Annotated in this window: 9 protein-coding genes; 6 read left to right on the top strand and 3 right to left on the bottom strand. The window is 68.6% G+C overall.

Going from position 1 to position 14,700, the window contains the following annotated elements; translation table 11 throughout:
- The first annotated feature begins 207 nt into the window (after positions 1-207).
- Positions 208-1,326, top strand: a complete 1,119-nt coding sequence (femX, locus tag ACIHAA_RS25440) for a peptidoglycan bridge formation glycyltransferase FemX (RefSeq protein WP_399820972.1) — start codon at positions 208-210, stop codon at positions 1,324-1,326.
- A gap of 137 nt (positions 1,327-1,463) precedes the next feature.
- A complete protein-coding gene (locus ACIHAA_RS25435) occupies positions 1,464-2,495 on the top strand; it encodes an alanine racemase (RefSeq protein ID WP_399820970.1) in 1,032 nt (343 codons plus the stop codon).
- Positions 2,496-2,574: 79 nt separating this feature from the next.
- Here ACIHAA_RS25435 and ACIHAA_RS25430 read toward each other — a convergent pair whose 3' ends face one another.
- Together ACIHAA_RS25430 and ACIHAA_RS25425 are read right to left on the bottom strand one after the other, a co-directional pair.
- Positions 2,575-4,083 (bottom strand): glycosyltransferase family 87 protein, encoded by a 1,509-nt coding sequence (locus ACIHAA_RS25430; protein WP_399820968.1) that lies wholly within the window; start codon positions 4,081-4,083, stop codon positions 2,575-2,577.
- Positions 4,084-4,212: 129 nt separating this feature from the next.
- Positions 4,213-6,879 carry a transglycosylase domain-containing protein gene (locus ACIHAA_RS25425; RefSeq protein WP_399820966.1) on the bottom strand — a complete coding sequence of 889 codons (2,667 nt, stop codon included), beginning with the start codon at positions 6,877-6,879 and terminating at the stop codon, positions 4,213-4,215.
- A 374-nt stretch (positions 6,880-7,253) separates the two neighbouring features.
- Between ACIHAA_RS25425 and ACIHAA_RS25420 the strand changes: the two genes are divergently transcribed.
- The 3 genes from ACIHAA_RS25420 to ACIHAA_RS25410 all read left to right on the top strand — a co-directional run bounded on the left by ACIHAA_RS25420 (position 7,254) and on the right by ACIHAA_RS25410 (position 10,404).
- On the top strand, positions 7,254-7,934 hold the full coding sequence (locus ACIHAA_RS25420) for a helix-turn-helix transcriptional regulator (protein ID WP_399820965.1): 681 nt from the start codon (positions 7,254-7,256) through the stop codon (positions 7,932-7,934).
- Positions 7,935-7,978: 44 nt separating this feature from the next.
- Positions 7,979-9,061, top strand: a complete 1,083-nt coding sequence (locus tag ACIHAA_RS25415) for an inositol-3-phosphate synthase (protein ID WP_399820963.1) — start codon at positions 7,979-7,981, stop codon at positions 9,059-9,061.
- A gap of 80 nt (positions 9,062-9,141) precedes the next feature.
- Positions 9,142-10,404, top strand: a complete 1,263-nt coding sequence (locus ACIHAA_RS25410; protein WP_399820962.1) for an MFS transporter — start codon at positions 9,142-9,144, stop codon at positions 10,402-10,404.
- A gap of 131 nt (positions 10,405-10,535) precedes the next feature.
- On the opposite strand, the gene ACIHAA_RS25405 is transcribed toward ACIHAA_RS25410, so the two are convergent.
- A complete protein-coding gene (locus tag ACIHAA_RS25405) occupies positions 10,536-12,005 on the bottom strand; it encodes a CCA tRNA nucleotidyltransferase (protein ID WP_399820959.1) in 1,470 nt (489 codons plus the stop codon).
- A 243-nt stretch (positions 12,006-12,248) separates the two neighbouring features.
- On the opposite strand from ACIHAA_RS25405, the gene ACIHAA_RS25400 reads away from it, so the two are divergent.
- Complete coding sequence (locus ACIHAA_RS25400; RefSeq protein ID WP_399820957.1) at positions 12,249-14,663, top strand: DUF6049 family protein; 2,415 nt, start codon at positions 12,249-12,251, stop codon at positions 14,661-14,663.
- The last annotated feature ends 37 nt before the right edge of the window (positions 14,664-14,700 follow it).

Genomic DNA, 14,700 nt, shown 5'->3' with positions numbered 1-14,700 from the left:
GGCCGGCCCCCGGGGGGCGGGGGGGGGGGCCGGGGGGGGCGGGGGGGGCGGGGGGGGGGGGGGGGGGCGGGGGGGCCCCCCCCCCGACCCCATGGGCACACAGGTTCCATACGGCCATTCGGGCCGCTCGCAGGGCGCAGTAGGCTTCGGCGCGAGAGCCGGAGCCCCTGTACCCATGGGGACACGCCAGCCCGAGGAGCGCCCCGAATGAGCCTGACCCTGAGGACGATCAGCCGCGAGCAGCATCTGGCGTACATCCAGAGCCTGCCGTCGGCGAGCCACATGCAGGTTCCGGCCTGGGCGGACGTCAAGGCGGAGTGGCGCTCGGAGAACCTCGGCTGGTTCGACAGGAACGGCGACATGGTGGGCGCGGGGCTGGTGCTGTACCGCCAGCTGCCCAAGATCAAGCGCTACCTCGCCTATCTCCCCGAGGGCCCGGTCATCAACTGGTTCGCGCCGAACCTGGAGGACTGGATCCAGCCGATGCTGGCGCACCTCAAGCAGCAGGGCGCGTTCTCCGTGAAGATGGGCCCCCCGGTCATCATCCGGCGCTGGGAGGCCACCTCCATCAAGGCGGGCATCCAGGACCCGGACGTCAAGCGGCTGCGGGACATCGAGGCCGACTTCATCGAGCCGCGCGCCTTCGAGGTGGCCGACAAGCTGCGCCGTATGGGCTGGCAGCAGGGCGAGGACGGCGGCGCCGGCTTCGGCGACGTGCAGCCCCGCTACGTCTACCAGGTGCCGCTTGCCAACCGCTCCCTGGAAGAGGTCCACAAGAACTTCAACCAGCTGTGGCGGCGCAACATCAAGAAGGCCGAGAAGGCCGGGGTCGAGGTCGTCCAGGGCGGCTACCACGACCTCGAGGAGTGGCAGCGGCTCTACGAGATCACGGCCGTGCGCGACCACTTCCGGCCCCGCCCGCTGTCGTACTTCCAGCGCATGTGGACGGCCCTCAACACCGAGGACCCCAACCGCATGCGGCTCTACTTCGCCCGGCACAACGGGGTGAACCTGTCGGCGGCGACCATGCTGATCGTCGGCGGGCACGTCTGGTACTCCTACGGCGCCTCGGACAACATCGGCCGTGAGTTCCGTCCCTCCAACGCGATGCAGTGGCGGATGCTGCGCGACGCCTATGCGCTCGGCGCGACCGTCTACGACCTGCGCGGCATCTCCGACTCGCTGGACGAGACCGACCACCTCTTCGGCCTGATCCAGTTCAAGGTGGGCACGGGCGGTCAGGCCGCCGAATACCTCGGCGAGTGGGACTTCCCGCTGAACAAACTGCTCCACAAGGCGCTCGACATCTATATGTCGCGCCGCTGACACAGATCCGGTGCCGTACCGCCCCGAGCGGTGGCACCGGCCCGTCGGCTCGACGGATCCGTCACAATTCCCTCTCAGACCTCTGATATCAGACCTCTGATTCACGGCAAGCCACGAGAAAGGTTCCGGGACCGGCCATGGCGCTCACGCTCTATGTCGACACCGCGCGCTGGCGGGCACACCACAAGCACGTGCAGGAGCAGTTTCCAGGGCTCGTCCCGGTCTGCAAGGGCAACGGCTACGGCTTCGGCCATGAGCGGCTGGCCGAAGAGGCCACACGGCTGGGCGCGGACATCCTCGCCGTGGGCACGACGTACGAGGCGGCTCGGATCAAGGACTGGTTCGGCGGCGACCTGCTGGTGCTGACACCGTTCCGGCGGGGCGAGGAGCCGGTGCCGCTGCCGGACCGCGTCATCCGCTCGGTGTCGTCCGTGGACGGCGTCTACGGGCTTGTGGGCGCCCGGGTGGTCATCGAGGTGATGTCCTCGATGAAGCGGCACGGGGTGAGCGAGCAGGACCTGCCGCAGCTGCACGCGGCCATAGAGAATGTCCGGCTCGAGGGCTTCGCCATCCACCTGCCGCTCGACCGCACCGACGGCTCGGACGCCGTCGAGGAGGTCATCGGCTGGATGGACCGGCTGCGCGCGGCCCGGCTGCCGCTGCACACGATGTTCGTCAGCCATCTCAAGGCGGAGGAACTGGCCCGTCTTCAGCAGCAGTTCCCGCAGACCCGCTTCCGGGCCCGTATCGGCACCCGGCTGTGGCTGGGGGACCACGAGGCGACCGAGTACCGCGGGGCGGTCCTGGACGTCACCCGGGTGGCCAAGGGCGACCGGTTCGGCTACCGGCAGCAGAAGGCGGCGTCCGACGGCTTCCTGGTCGTCGTGGCGGGCGGAACGTCCCACGGTGTGGGCCTGGAGGCGCCCAAGGCACTGCACGGCGTGATGCCACGCGCCAAGGGTGTGGCCCGGGCCGGTCTGGCGACGGTGAACCGGAATCTGTCGCCCTTTGTCTGGGCGGGCAAGCAGCGCTGGTTCGCCGAGCCGCCGCATATGCAGGTCTCGATTCTGTTCGTGCCCGCGGACGCCACCGAACCGAAGGTGGGCGATGAGCTGGTGGCCCATCTGCGGCACACCACCACCCAGTTCGACCGGATGGTCGACCGCTGATCCAGCGACCACACACGCACAGGGCCGTACACGGAAACCGTGTACGGCCCTGTGCGTGAAGGCCTCGAAGCCTGTTCGCTCAGAGCGAACTCGCCGCCGGGGGTTCCTCGTCGTGGCTTCCCCAGGCCACCTGCGGACCCTCGAAGTGCGCTGCGTGGCGTGCGGGATGGGCCGCGGCGCCCAGCACAAAGACGTCCTCCGCCCCGTCGAGGACACCCCCAGACGGATCGTCGTCACCGGCCCGGCGCACCATGTCCCGATCCGGCATGACGATGTCCCGCACCACGACGGCACAGAGGTAGAGCGTCCCCAGCAGATGGGCGGCGATGGCGACCTGATACCCGTCGGACGGCAGACCCTTATGGGCATCTCCGCTGGTCGTGTACGCGAGGTAGGTCCAGATCCCCAGGTAGTACCCCACCTCGCAGGCCTGCCAGATCAGGAAGTCCCGCCAGCGCGGCCGGGCCAGCGCGGCAAGGGGGACCAGCCACAGAACGTACTGCGGCGAGTAGACCTTGTTGGTGAGGATGAAGACCGCGACGATCAGGAACACGAGCTGTGCGAAGCGTGGGCGGCGCGGGGCGGTCAGGGTGAGGGCTGCGATACCGGCGCAGGCGGCCGCCATCATGACCATCGCCCAGACATTCGCCGTCTGCGGGGTGATCTCGACATTGAGCCAGCGGGAGACGAACAGAAAGACCGAGCCGAAGTCGACCCCTCGCTCCTGGCTGAAGCGGTAGAACTTCGACCAGCCTTCCGGCGCCAGGAACATCACCGGCGCGTTGACCACCAGCCATGCCCCCACAGCGCCCAGCAGGGCGGCGAAGAACTCCCGCCACTTGCCGGCCCGCCAGCAGAGCACCAGGAGCGGCCCGAGGACCAGGAAGGGATAGAACTTGGCAGCCGTGGCGAGCCCCACCAGGACGCCGAAGGCGAGGGCCCGGCCGCGTGACCACATCAGCATCGCGGCGGCCAGCAGGGCCACGGCGAGCAGATCCCAGTTGATGGTGGCCGTCAGCGCAAAGGCGGGCGCCAGGGCGACCAGCAGGCCGTCCCAGGGCCTACGGCGGTGGGTCCGCGCCGTGCACACGGCAATGACAACGGCGCACACCAGGAGCATCCCGGCGTTCACCATCCAGTAGGTCTGCTCGCGGGCCTGGAGCGCGCCGCCGCCCGGCGTCAGCCAGGAGGCGACCTCCATGAACACACCGGTGAGTACGGGGTACTCCAGGTAGTCCATGTCGCCGGGGAGCTTGTCGAAGTAGGGCACGAGCCCGTCGGCGAAGCCGCGGCCCTGATAGAGGTGCGGGATGTCCGAGTAGCAGGCGTGGGTGTACTGGGAGCTGGCGCCGAAGAACCAGCCGCTGTCGTAGCACGGCACCTTCTGGACCATGCCGAGGGCGAACAGACCGATCGCGACGAGCGCCACGACGCGTACGGGAGTCCACCAGGACGTCCCGAGCAGTGCGCGTCGTCCGATGGGACCGCCGATCAGCTCGCTCCCCGCCGCGGCGACCTCGTCCTCCCGGGTCGGCCGCACCAGGTCCGGCTCGTGGACGCTCGCTCGCGTCGTCTCTGCACTGGGCATGGGGGCCATCCTGCCGCATACGTCTGGGAAAAGGCCGGGGGCCGTCCCACCTCATCGGTGGGACGGCCCCATGGCGGTCGCTGTTTCACGTGAAACGGAGTGTTTCACGTGAAACACACTGCGTGATGGCTAGCCGTTCGGAGCGCCGAAGAAGCCTCCGTTGCCATTCCCATTGCCCCGCGTGGTGCCGGTCCCGTCGGACTCCGTCGGGCTCGGAGTCACTCCGCCCGTACTGCCGGCGTCGGCACCACCGTTGGCGCCGCCATTGTCGTTGCCGCAGTTCCAGTCGAAGTTCCCACAGCTGTCGCTGGGGGACGGCGACGGCGAGAGGAGCGACTGACTCGGCGTGGGCGTCGGGGTCGGACTCGGCGTCACGCTCGGGGTGGGCGTGGGCGTCACACTCGGGCTCGGGGTGTCGTTCACGACCTCACCAATGGGCTCGGGCGTCGGGAAGTCCTTCGCCGGCTGGCCCTGGAGCGCCTGCGCCATGTAGTCGTGCCAGATCTCGGCCGGGAACGAGGCACCATGGATCTTCTTCTGGCCGCCTGTTCCGTACATCTCCAGGAACTGGCGCGACTTGTTCTTCTCGTTGTCGTCCAGGCGGAACATGCCGATCGCGGTCGACAGCTGCGGGGTGTACCCGACGAACCAGGCGGACTTGTTGCCGTCGGTGGTACCGGTCTTGCCCGCGACCTCCCGGCCGGGCAGCTGCGCCGCGGTACCGGTGCCCTTGTCGACCACGGTCCTCAGCACATCGGTCACATTGTCGGCGACCTTCGAGGTGAAGGCGTCCTTGGGCTTGGCCTTGTGCTCGAAGACCGTGCCGTCCCTGTTCGTGACCTTGGTGACCGAGAACGGCTCGTTCTGCTGACCGCTGGCCGCGAAGGTGGCATAGGCACCGGCCATACGGATGGCGCTGGGGTCGGAGGTTCCGATGGAGAACGAGGGGTAGTTGGCGCTCGCGAGACTGGTCTTGAGGATGCCCGCGCTCAGCGCCGCGTCCTTGACCTTGTCCAGGCCGACATCCATGCCGAGCTGCACATAGGCGGAGTTGACCGAGAGCCGCATCGCCTCACGAAGGTCGATGTTGTAGTTCGGCGGGGCGCCCACCGACTCACCGCCGTCGTTGGTCTGGAGCCACTCCTCGCCCTTCTCGTTCTTCCAGAAGGCCCCGTTGTACTCCTTGATCTTCAGCTTGTTCTGCCCGCTGTAGAGGCTGTCCGGCGAGACGATGGTGCGCTCGTCCTGCGCCTGCGACTCACCGAGGTCGGGGTTGCGCTTGCCCCAGGACATGGCCGCCGCCAGCACAAACGGCTTGAACGTCGAGCCCACCTGCGCACCGGTCTGGTCCGCGTTGTTGGTGAAGTGCTTGGTCGCGTCGTCACCGCCGTAGATCGCCTTGATGGCGCCGGTGGACGGATCCACGGAGGCCCCGCCGAACTGGACGTACTTGTCCGTGTTCGGGCGCTGCTGGGGCTTGATGTTGCCCTTCTGGACGTTCTTCACGGCGGCCTCGAGCTGATTGACCTTCTTCTTGTCGAAGGTCGTCCGGATCGAGTAGCCGCCACGCTGAAGGTCGTTGGCCGTGATGTTGGAGTTGTTGATCAGATAGGACTTGGCGAGGTCGACGAGGTAGCCGACCTGACCGCTCAGCCGGCTGTTCGACCGCGGGTTCTGGACCTTGGGCAGTTTGGTGTACTTGGCCCGCGCTTCGGCGCTGAGATGGCCGTACTGGACCATCTTGTTGAGGGTGTCCTGCATCTGGGCCTCGGCCCGCCTGCTGTTCGCCTCGGGCGTCGCGGCCGGATCGAGGAACGTCGCACCCGCCGGGTCGTAGTACGCGGCGCCCTTGAGCATCGCCGCCAGGAAGGCGCACTCGCCCGGGTTCAGAGCGGAGGCGTCCTTGTTGAAGTACGCCCGCGACGCCGCCTGAATGCCGTAGGCACCCCGCCCGTAGTAGGCCGAGTTCAGATAGCCGGCCATGATCTGGTCCTTGGGCACGCTGGCGCCCACCTTGATCGAGACGAAGATCTCCTTGAACTTGCGGGAGATGGTCTGCGACTGGTCGTCCAGCATCGCGTTCTTGACGTACTGCTGGGTGATGGTGGAGCCACCCTGCGTCTGGCCGCCCCGGGCCATGTTGAAGACGGCGCGCGCGATGCCCTTGGGGTCGACGCCGCTGTCCGTCTCGAAAGTCTTGTTCTCCTGCGAGATGACGGCGTACCGCATCTCCTTGGGAATCTCCGCGTAGCCGATGATCTGGCGGTTGACCTCACCGCCGGTGGCGACCATCGGGGTGCCGTCGGACCAGTAGAAGACGTTGTTCTGGGCGTTCGCCGTCTTGGCCACGTCCGGAATGCTCACCAGTGCGTAGCCGACACCCGCGACCGCCACCAGGCTCCCTATGAAGCCGATGAAGAGGCCGGTGACGAGTTTCCACGAGGGCAGCCAGCGCGCGACGCCGTCCTTGCCTGCACGCGGGTAGTCAATGAGACGTTTCCTGCCGGGAGCGACGTTGCGCCCCCTGCCCCGGCCCGGTCCGGCCGGCCCTCCGGGGCCATGGCCCTGCGCCTCGGCTCCTCTGCGCCGGCCGCCGCCATTTCTCTGGGCAGCCCGCCGGGCTTCGGCACGGCCGCCGTACGGGCGTTCTTCACCTCCCGCTCCCTGGGAGCCGGAAGCAGCCCCGGTGGTGCCTTGCGGTGCCGCGCGGCGACCGGAGGGCGCCGATTGGGCGCGTCGGGCCGCAGCACGTCCGCCTCCCTGCGGCTGTGGCGGTTTGCGACGGTGCTCGCTCATCGAACGATTACTCCTCGGGCAGGCGCATCCTCGCGCGCCTGGAAACGGCGGCTGGTTTCCGGTCCCCCCAACGTACGGATGCGGTCGTTCGTGCATTCACCCGTACTGCACCGAGGACGAGGACGTCCCCGGGCGTCACTCGGTTCCCGGCGATGTGCATGCCGCACAGACTACGCACCGCCAAAACCCGCCGAGCCCCGAAGTTCACCCCAAATCAGGCAACTTGCATCCAACGAATCGGTGATGTGATCCCGTTCACCCTCCCCCCTCTTGTCGCACCCGGAGGGGCGTTCTATCGTGCTGATGTATCGAGTCGATACATCAGCACGACATAAAGGCCGTGCGGACGAGACTGCGGCAGAGAGGAGGCGCACATGAGCCGGCGTTCCGGGATCCTCGAGTTCGCCGTTCTCGGCCTGCTGCGCGAGTCCCCGATGCACGGCTATGAGCTGCGCAAACGACTCAATACATCACTGGGTGTATTCCGCGCGTTCAGCTACGGGACGCTCTACCCCTGCCTCAAGACGCTGGTCGCCAACGGCTGGTTGATCGAGGAGACGGGCGCCACCACCGACGACTCCCACGCCGCCGCGCTCGCGGGGCGCCGCGCCAAGATCGTCTACCGGCTGACAGCGGAAGGTAAGGAGCACTTCGAGGAGCTGCTCTCGCAGACCGGCCCCGATGTGTACGAGGACGAGCACTTCGCCGCTCGCTTCGCCTTCTTCGGGCAGACGTCCCGCGACGTGCGCATGCGCGTCCTGGAAGGGCGCCGCAGTCGGCTGGAGGAACGCCTGGAGAAGATGCGGGCCTCACTGGCCCGCACCCGGGAGCGCCTCGACGATTACACCCTTGAGCTCCAGCGCCACGGGATGGAGTCCGTGGAGCGCGAAGTGCGCTGGCTGAACGAGCTCATCGAGAGCGAGCGGGCCGGACGGGACCTCAGGGGTTCCACCGCCGACGGCTCCGCTCACGACGACACATCTGGAGAGACGGGCGGCCTGCCCCGGCACCGGGACAGCACCCGGCCGGATCCGTCCGACGACACCACCACGTGAGGTCCAGTCGGGGCTTCACCTCGCACACACAGGGAGCAACCGGAATGGGTTCGGTTCGCGTAGCCATCGTCGGCGTGGGCAACTGCGCCGCGTCGCTGGTGCAGGGAGTCGAGTACTACAAGGACGCCGACCCGGCGGCCAAGGTGCCGGGTCTGATGCACGTCCAGTTCGGCGACTACCACGTCCGCGACGTCGAGTTCGTCGCCGCGTTCGATGTGGACGCCAAGAAGGTCGGTCTCGACCTGGCGGACGCCATCGGCGCCTCGGAGAACAACACCATCAAGATCTGCGACGTCCCCTCCACCGGTGTGACGGTGCAGCGCGGCCACACCCTCGACGGTCTCGGCAAGTACTACCGCGCCACCATCGAGGAGTCCGCCGAGGAGCCGGTCGACGTCGTCCAGATCCTCAAGGACAAGCAGATCGACGTTCTGGTCTGCTACCTGCCCGTCGGCTCCGAGGACGCGGCGAAGTTCTACGCCCAGTGCGCCATCGACGCCAAGGTCGCCTTCGTCAACGCCCTTCCGGTCTTCATCGCCGGTACCAAGGAGTGGGCGGACAAGTTCACCGAGGCGGGCGTCCCGATCGTCGGCGACGACATCAAGTCGCAGGTCGGTGCCACCATCACGCACCGCGTCATGGCGAAGCTGTTCGAGGACCGGGGTGTCATCCTGGACCGCACCATGCAGCTGAACGTCGGCGGCAACATGGACTTCAAGAACATGCTCGAGCGTGAGCGCCTGGAGTCCAAGAAGATCTCCAAGACGCAGGCCGTCACCTCCCAGATCCCCGACCGGGACCTCGGCGAGAAGAACGTCCACATCGGTCCGTCGGACTACGTGGCCTGGCTCGACGACCGCAAGTGGGCCTATGTCCGCCTTGAGGGCCGCGCGTTCGGCGATGTTCCGCTGAACCTGGAGTACAAGCTCGAGGTCTGGGACTCCCCGAACTCCGCGGGTGTCATCATCGACGCCGTGCGCGCCGCGAAGATCGCCAAGGACCGCGGCATCGGCGGCCCGATCCTGTCGGCCTCCTCGTACTTCATGAAGTCCCCGCCGGTCCAGTACTTCGACGACGAGGCCCGCGAGAACGTCGAGAAGTTCATCAAGGGCGAGGTCGAGCGCTGACGCTCACACCCGTCTGCGAACCGTGAGGGGTCCCCGGGCCGTATGCCCGGGGACCCCTCGCATATGTGAGGCTGGGCCCCATGTCCGTCGTGCGCGACCTGAGAGTCCTGCTGCGCTTCCAGGGCTTCCGGCGCCTGCTCGCCGTGCGGCTTCTGTCCCAGGGAGCCGACGGCGTCTTCCAGGTCGCGCTGGCCGCCTATGTGGTCTTCTCCCCGGAGAAGCAGACCTCGGCCGCGGCCATCGCCTCGGCGATGGCGGTCCTGCTCCTCCCTTACTCCCTCGTCGGCCCCTTCGCGGGAGTCCTGCTGGACCGCTGGCGGCGACGCCAGGTCTTCCTCTACGGCAATCTGCTGCGCGCCCTGCTGGCCTGTGTGACGGCCGCCCTGATGCTGGGCCAGGTCCCGGACTGGCTCTTCTACGTCTCCACGCTCTGCGTCACCGCGGTCAACCGCTTCGTCCTCGCGGGGCTGTCGGCGGCGCTGCCCCATGTGGTCGACGGGGACCGCCTGGTGATGGCCAACTCGCTCTCCCCGACGGCAGGTACGCTCGCCGCGACCGCGGGCGGCGGACTCGCCTTTCTGGTGCGTCTGGCGGTCGCGGACTCCGACGCCGCGGTGGTGCTGCTGGGTGCGGTGCTGTATCTGGGATCGGCCCTGGTCTCGCTCCGCCTGGCACCGGACCTGCTGGGCCCCGACCGGACGTCGGTGCGACCCGGACTGGGCAGAGCCCTCACCGGCACCCTGCACGCCCTGCGGGCGGGGGTGCGCCATCTCGCCGAGCGCCCGCGGCGGGAGGCCGCCTGGGCGCTCGGCGCGATGACGCTGATGCGCTTCTGCTACGGGGCGCTGCTGGTCCTGCTGCTCATGCTGTGCCGGTACGCGCTGGCGTCCGACCCGGCCCAGGGGCTCGCCCTGCTGGGGCTGGCACTGGCGGTGTCCGGCGCCGGTTTCTTCGCCGCCGCGGTGGTGACGCCCTGGGCGGCGGGGCGACTCGGCCCCGGCCGCTGGATCGCCGTGTGTGCCGCGACGGCCGCGGTGCTGGAACCGGCACTCGGCCTTCCGTTCGCCAGAGGCCCCCTGCTGGCCGCGGCGTTCGTCCTGGGACTGATCACCCAGGGCGCCAAGATCTCCACGGACACCATCGTCCAGTCGGCGGTCGAGGACGCCTTCCGCGGGCGGATCTTCTCGGTGTACGACGTGCTCTTCAATGCCGCCTTCGTCGGGGCGGCCGGACTGGCCGCCCTGATGCTGCCTCCTGACGGCCGCTCAGCAGCCCTGGTGGTCACGGTCGCGGTGATCTATGCGGCAGTCGCCGCGGCCATGTCCCGCTTCGCACACCGGTGAGCGGCCCATCCAAGCCCGGGTTCCGGCTCTCCGGTCCCTCATGACCAAAGGGGCGATGTTTCACGTGAAACATCGCCCCTTGTCGCATCCGGAGGCGTGTTTCGCGTGAAACACGCCCACCCTCCCTCGGCTCAGGAGTCCTGCTCGGCCCACCACTCCTTGAGCGCCGTCACCGCGGCGTCATGCCCCATGGGGCCGTTCTCCAGGCGCAGCTCCAGCAGGAACTTGTACGCCTGCCCGACAGCCGGTCCGGGGCGGACACCCAGGATCTCCATGATCTGGTTGCCGTCCAGATCGGGGCGGATCGCGTCCAGCTCCTCCTGCTCCTGAAGCTGGGCGATGCGCTCCTCCAGCCCGTCGTACGCGCGGGAGAGCGCCACCGCCTTCCGCTTGTTGCGAGTGGTGCAGTCGGAACGGGTCAGCTTGTGGAGACGGTCGAGGAGCGGCCCGGCATCACGGACGTAGCGGCGCACCGCGGAGTCCGTCCACTCGCCGGTGCCATAGCCGTGGAACCGCAGATGCAGCTCGACCAGCCGGGAGACGTCCTTCACCAGCTCATTGGGGTACTTGAGCGCCGTCATTCGCTTCTTGGTCATCTTGGCGCCCACCATCTCGTGATGATGGAAGGAGACCCGGCCGTCCGTCTCGAAGCGGCGTGTCCTCGGCTTGCCGATGTCATGCAGCAGGGCGGCGAGCCTCAGGGTCAGGTCCGGGCCCTGCTCCTCAAGGGCCATGGCCTGCTCAAGAACGATCAGGGTGTGGTCGTAGACATCCTTGTGCCGGTGATGCTCGTCGCGCTCCAGCCGCAGTGCGGGAAGCTCCGGCAGCACATGCTCGGCGAGGCCCGTATCGACCAGCAGCGTCAGCCCCTTCCGGGGGTGAGCGGAGAGGAGCAGCTTGTTCAGCTCGTCCCGCACCCGCTCGGCGGACACGATCTCCAGGCGACCGGCCATCCCCTTCATGGCCGCGACGACCTCGGGAGCGACCTCGAAGTCCAGCTGGGCCGCGAACCGGGCGGCCCGCATCATCCGCAGCGGGTCGTCGGAGAAGGACTCCTCGGGAGTACCCGGTGTGCGCAGCACCCGGGAGGCAAGGTCGTCGAGCCCGTGGTGCGGGTCGATGAACTCCTTCTCGGGCAGGGCGACGGCCATGGCGTTCACCGTGAAGTCACGGCGGACAAGGTCCTGCTCGATGGAGTCGCCGTACGAGACCTCGGGCTTGCGCGAGGTCCGGTCGTACGCCTCGGACCGGTATGTCGTCACCTCGATCTGGAAACGCTGCACGGCGTCTCCGACGCGGGCGTCCTTCTGGGCGCCGACCGTGCCGAAGGCGATACCGACCTCCCAGGTGGCGTCCGCCCAGGGCCGCACGATCTTCAGCACGTCCTCGGGGCGGGCGTCGGTCGTAAAGTCCAGGTCGTTGCCGAGCCGGCCGAGGAGGGCGTCCCGCACCGAGCCGCCGACCAGGGCGAGTGAGAACCCGGCCTCCTGGAAGCGACGGGCGAGGTCGTCGGCGACAGGGGACACCCGCAGCAGTTCGCTCACCGCGCGGTGCTGCACCTGGCTCAGGGCACTGGGATTGTCTTCGTTGGCGTTCGGCACAACAGAAAAGGGTACGTGGCCCGGCCGAGCGGAGGCGCCTCCATTAAATACACAGCTTCTGTCCGTAATCCGCCATAAGCGGTCGGTACGGATTGCCTGGTGGATAGCGCTCGATAAGGGACAGCCCTCCCTCGTTACCGATCTTGGAAGGCGGACCGCGGCACTTCCCCTTCGCGGGCATCGTTACCATGCCTGGACGCACATTCCGACGACCACTGACGACGACGAGGGACGGGCGAGCGCGTGGCCGAGGCGGCAGACTTCCAGGGGATGAGTCCCTCACCTGCCCGCCGGTGGCTCCGGCGCACCGGAGCACTGCTCGCGGGTGCGCCCCTGCTAGCGGGCCTGCTCCAGCTGCCCGCCGGGCCGTCGGCACAGGCAGCCGAGAAGAGCGCCCCGGCGGCGAGCGGCTCCGGCGGGGTCAGCGTCTCCCTGGACTCGGTCAGCCCCGGCGCTCCCACCGACAGCAGCACCCTCACCGTCTCCGGCAAGGTCACCAACAACGGCAAGCAGGCGGTCACGGACGCGCATGTGGGCCTGCGGGTCGGCCCGTCGCTGGGCAGCCGGGACGCGATCGACGGGGCCGCCCGGCGCACCGGTTTCAGCCCGGGCCTGGACGGCTCCGAACTCGGCGGCAAGTACGCCGAGCAGTTCCCCAAGCTCGCCCCCGGCGTCTCGCAGGACTTCAGCATCTCCGTGCCGGTGAAGGAACTGGACCTGGGCTCCGACGGGGTCTACCAGCTCGGTGTCTCGCTCTCCGGCCAGACCCCGGCGCAGCCGTACGAGCGGGTCCTCGGCATCCAGCGGACGTTCCTGCCCTGGCAGACCGACGGCGCGACCGCCAAGACGAAGACGACCTTCCTCTGGCCGCTGATCTCCTCCGTCCACATGAGCGCGGAGACCCTGCCCAACCAGCAGCAGACGCCCGTTTTCCGGAACGACGACCTGGCCAAGGAGATCGCTCCCGGCGGCCGTCTCTCCCAGATGCTGTCGCTGGGCAAGGACCTGGACGTCACCTGGGTGATCGACCCCGATCTGCTCGCCTCGGTGGACGCCATGGCGGGCAACTACAGCATCAAGGGCAAGGGCGACTCGGTCACCGCCGGCCGGAACCAGGCGGTCGCCAAGCAGTGGCTGGGCGAGCTCGAGCAGGCGGTCCAGGACAAGGAGGTCGTGGCCCTCCCCTTCGCCGATCCCGACCTCGCCTCGCTCGCGCACACCGGCAAGAACGTCACCGGCTCCCTGAGCCACCTCAAGGACGCCACGGACGTCGCCTCCAGCACCGTGGAGACCATCCTCCATGTGAAGCCCGAGACGGACTTCGCCTGGCCCGTGAACGGGGCGGTCGACCCCTCGATCGTCAAGGTCGCCACCTCCGCGGGCGCCGACAAGATCATTGCTCGCAGCGACAGCCTCCAGGAGACCGGGGGCCTGCCCTACACCCCGACCGCGGCACGCCCCATCGGCGGCGGCACCACCGCGGTGGTCGCGGACGCCGGCCTGTCGACCGCCTTCGAGGGTGACCTGAGCTCCGCTGGCGGCTCCACTCTGGCGGTGCAGGACTTCCTGGCCCAGAGTCTGATGACCAACCTGGAGGAGCCGGACAAGCAGCGCAGCATCGTGGTCGCCCCGCAGCGGATGCCGTCCGCGAGCCAGGCCCAGTCGATGGCCACGGCGCTCAGGACCCTCCAGGACAGCAACTGGTCCCAGTCCGCCGGACTGGCCGCCGCGGCGGCCGCCAAGCCGGATCCGCAGGCCACCACGCATGTGCCGTCCACCTCCCGCTACCCCTCCTCGCTGCGCAGGCAGCAGCTGCCGCAGTCGGCGTTCCAGCACGTCGAGGACACCCAGGACAAGCTCGACAACTTCAAGGTGATCCTCACCGACCGCTCGCGGGTCGTCACCCCCTTCGGACGGGCCATAGACCGCGCGATGTCCACCTCCTGGCGGGGGCACGCCACCGCGGCCTCGGCCTTCCGTCAGGACGTGGAGTCCTACCTCGACGGGCTGAGCACCCAGGTCCGGCTGATCGAGAAGTCGGAGACCAAGCTCTCGGGCCGCAGTGCCACGATCCCCGTGACCGTGCAGAACAACCTCATGCAAGGGGTCGACCACCTGGTGCTGCGGCTCACCTCGCAGCAGCCGACGCGTCTCAAGATCGGCAACGGTCCCTACGCGGAGCAGCCCATCAGCGTCTCCGGCGGGCACAGCCAGTCGGTGAAGTTCACGACCACGGCCAACGCCAACGGCCGGGCCGCCGTGGTCGCCCAGCTCTTCACGGAGGACGGCCAGGCCTACGGCCCCGCCGTCACCTTCGATGTGAACGTCACCGAGATCACGCCCACGGTGATGCTGGTCATCGCGGGCGGTGTCCTGCTGCTGGTCCTCGCCGGGTTCCGGATGTACACCCAGCGCAAGCGGCTGGCCGCCCGGCGGGCCGAGGAGGAGCGGAACGCCGCGGACGACGACGCCCCGGCGCAGCACGGTCTGAACGACGCCGCGGACGGCACCGTAGACACGGAAGACACCGCGGAATCCGGGCCGGAGCCGGGTGCGGAGCCCCGGGCGGACGGCCCGGAGCAGCCGAGTGACCCGGCGCCTGACACCGCACCCGAAAGCGCCGACCCGTCCGGCACGGGTGAGAGAGTGGACCGTTGAGCGACGTCGTGGCCGGTCGGCCCGGTGACTATGAGGT

The sequence above is a fragment of the Streptomyces sp. NPDC052040 genome (assembly GCF_044548405.1).
GTDB lineage: Bacteria > Actinomycetota > Actinomycetes > Streptomycetales > Streptomycetaceae > Streptomyces.
Note: the sequence above shows the minus strand (reverse complement) of the source record. Positions and strands in the feature narration are given on the sequence as shown.

Bases quoted from the DNA above. Each gene is read 5' to 3' on its own strand.
- femX (WP_399820972.1), top strand. From the start codon at position 208: ATGAGCCTGACCCTGAGGACGATCAGCCGCGAGCAGCATCTGGCGTAC.
- ACIHAA_RS25415 (WP_399820963.1), top strand. From the start codon at position 7,979: ATGGGTTCGGTTCGCGTAGCCATCGTCGGCGTGGGCAACTGCGCCGCG.
- ACIHAA_RS25420 (WP_399820965.1), top strand. From the start codon at position 7,254: ATGAGCCGGCGTTCCGGGATCCTCGAGTTCGCCGTTCTCGGCCTGCTG.
- ACIHAA_RS25435 (WP_399820970.1), top strand. From the start codon at position 1,464: ATGGCGCTCACGCTCTATGTCGACACCGCGCGCTGGCGGGCACACCAC.
- ACIHAA_RS25425 (WP_399820966.1), bottom strand. From the start codon at position 6,879: ATGAGCGAGCACCGTCGCAAACCGCCACAGCCGCAGGGAGGCGGACGT.
- ACIHAA_RS25430 (WP_399820968.1), bottom strand. From the start codon at position 4,083: ATGCCCAGTGCAGAGACGACGCGAGCGAGCGTCCACGAGCCGGACCTG.
- ACIHAA_RS25410 (WP_399820962.1), top strand. From the start codon at position 9,142: ATGTCCGTCGTGCGCGACCTGAGAGTCCTGCTGCGCTTCCAGGGCTTC.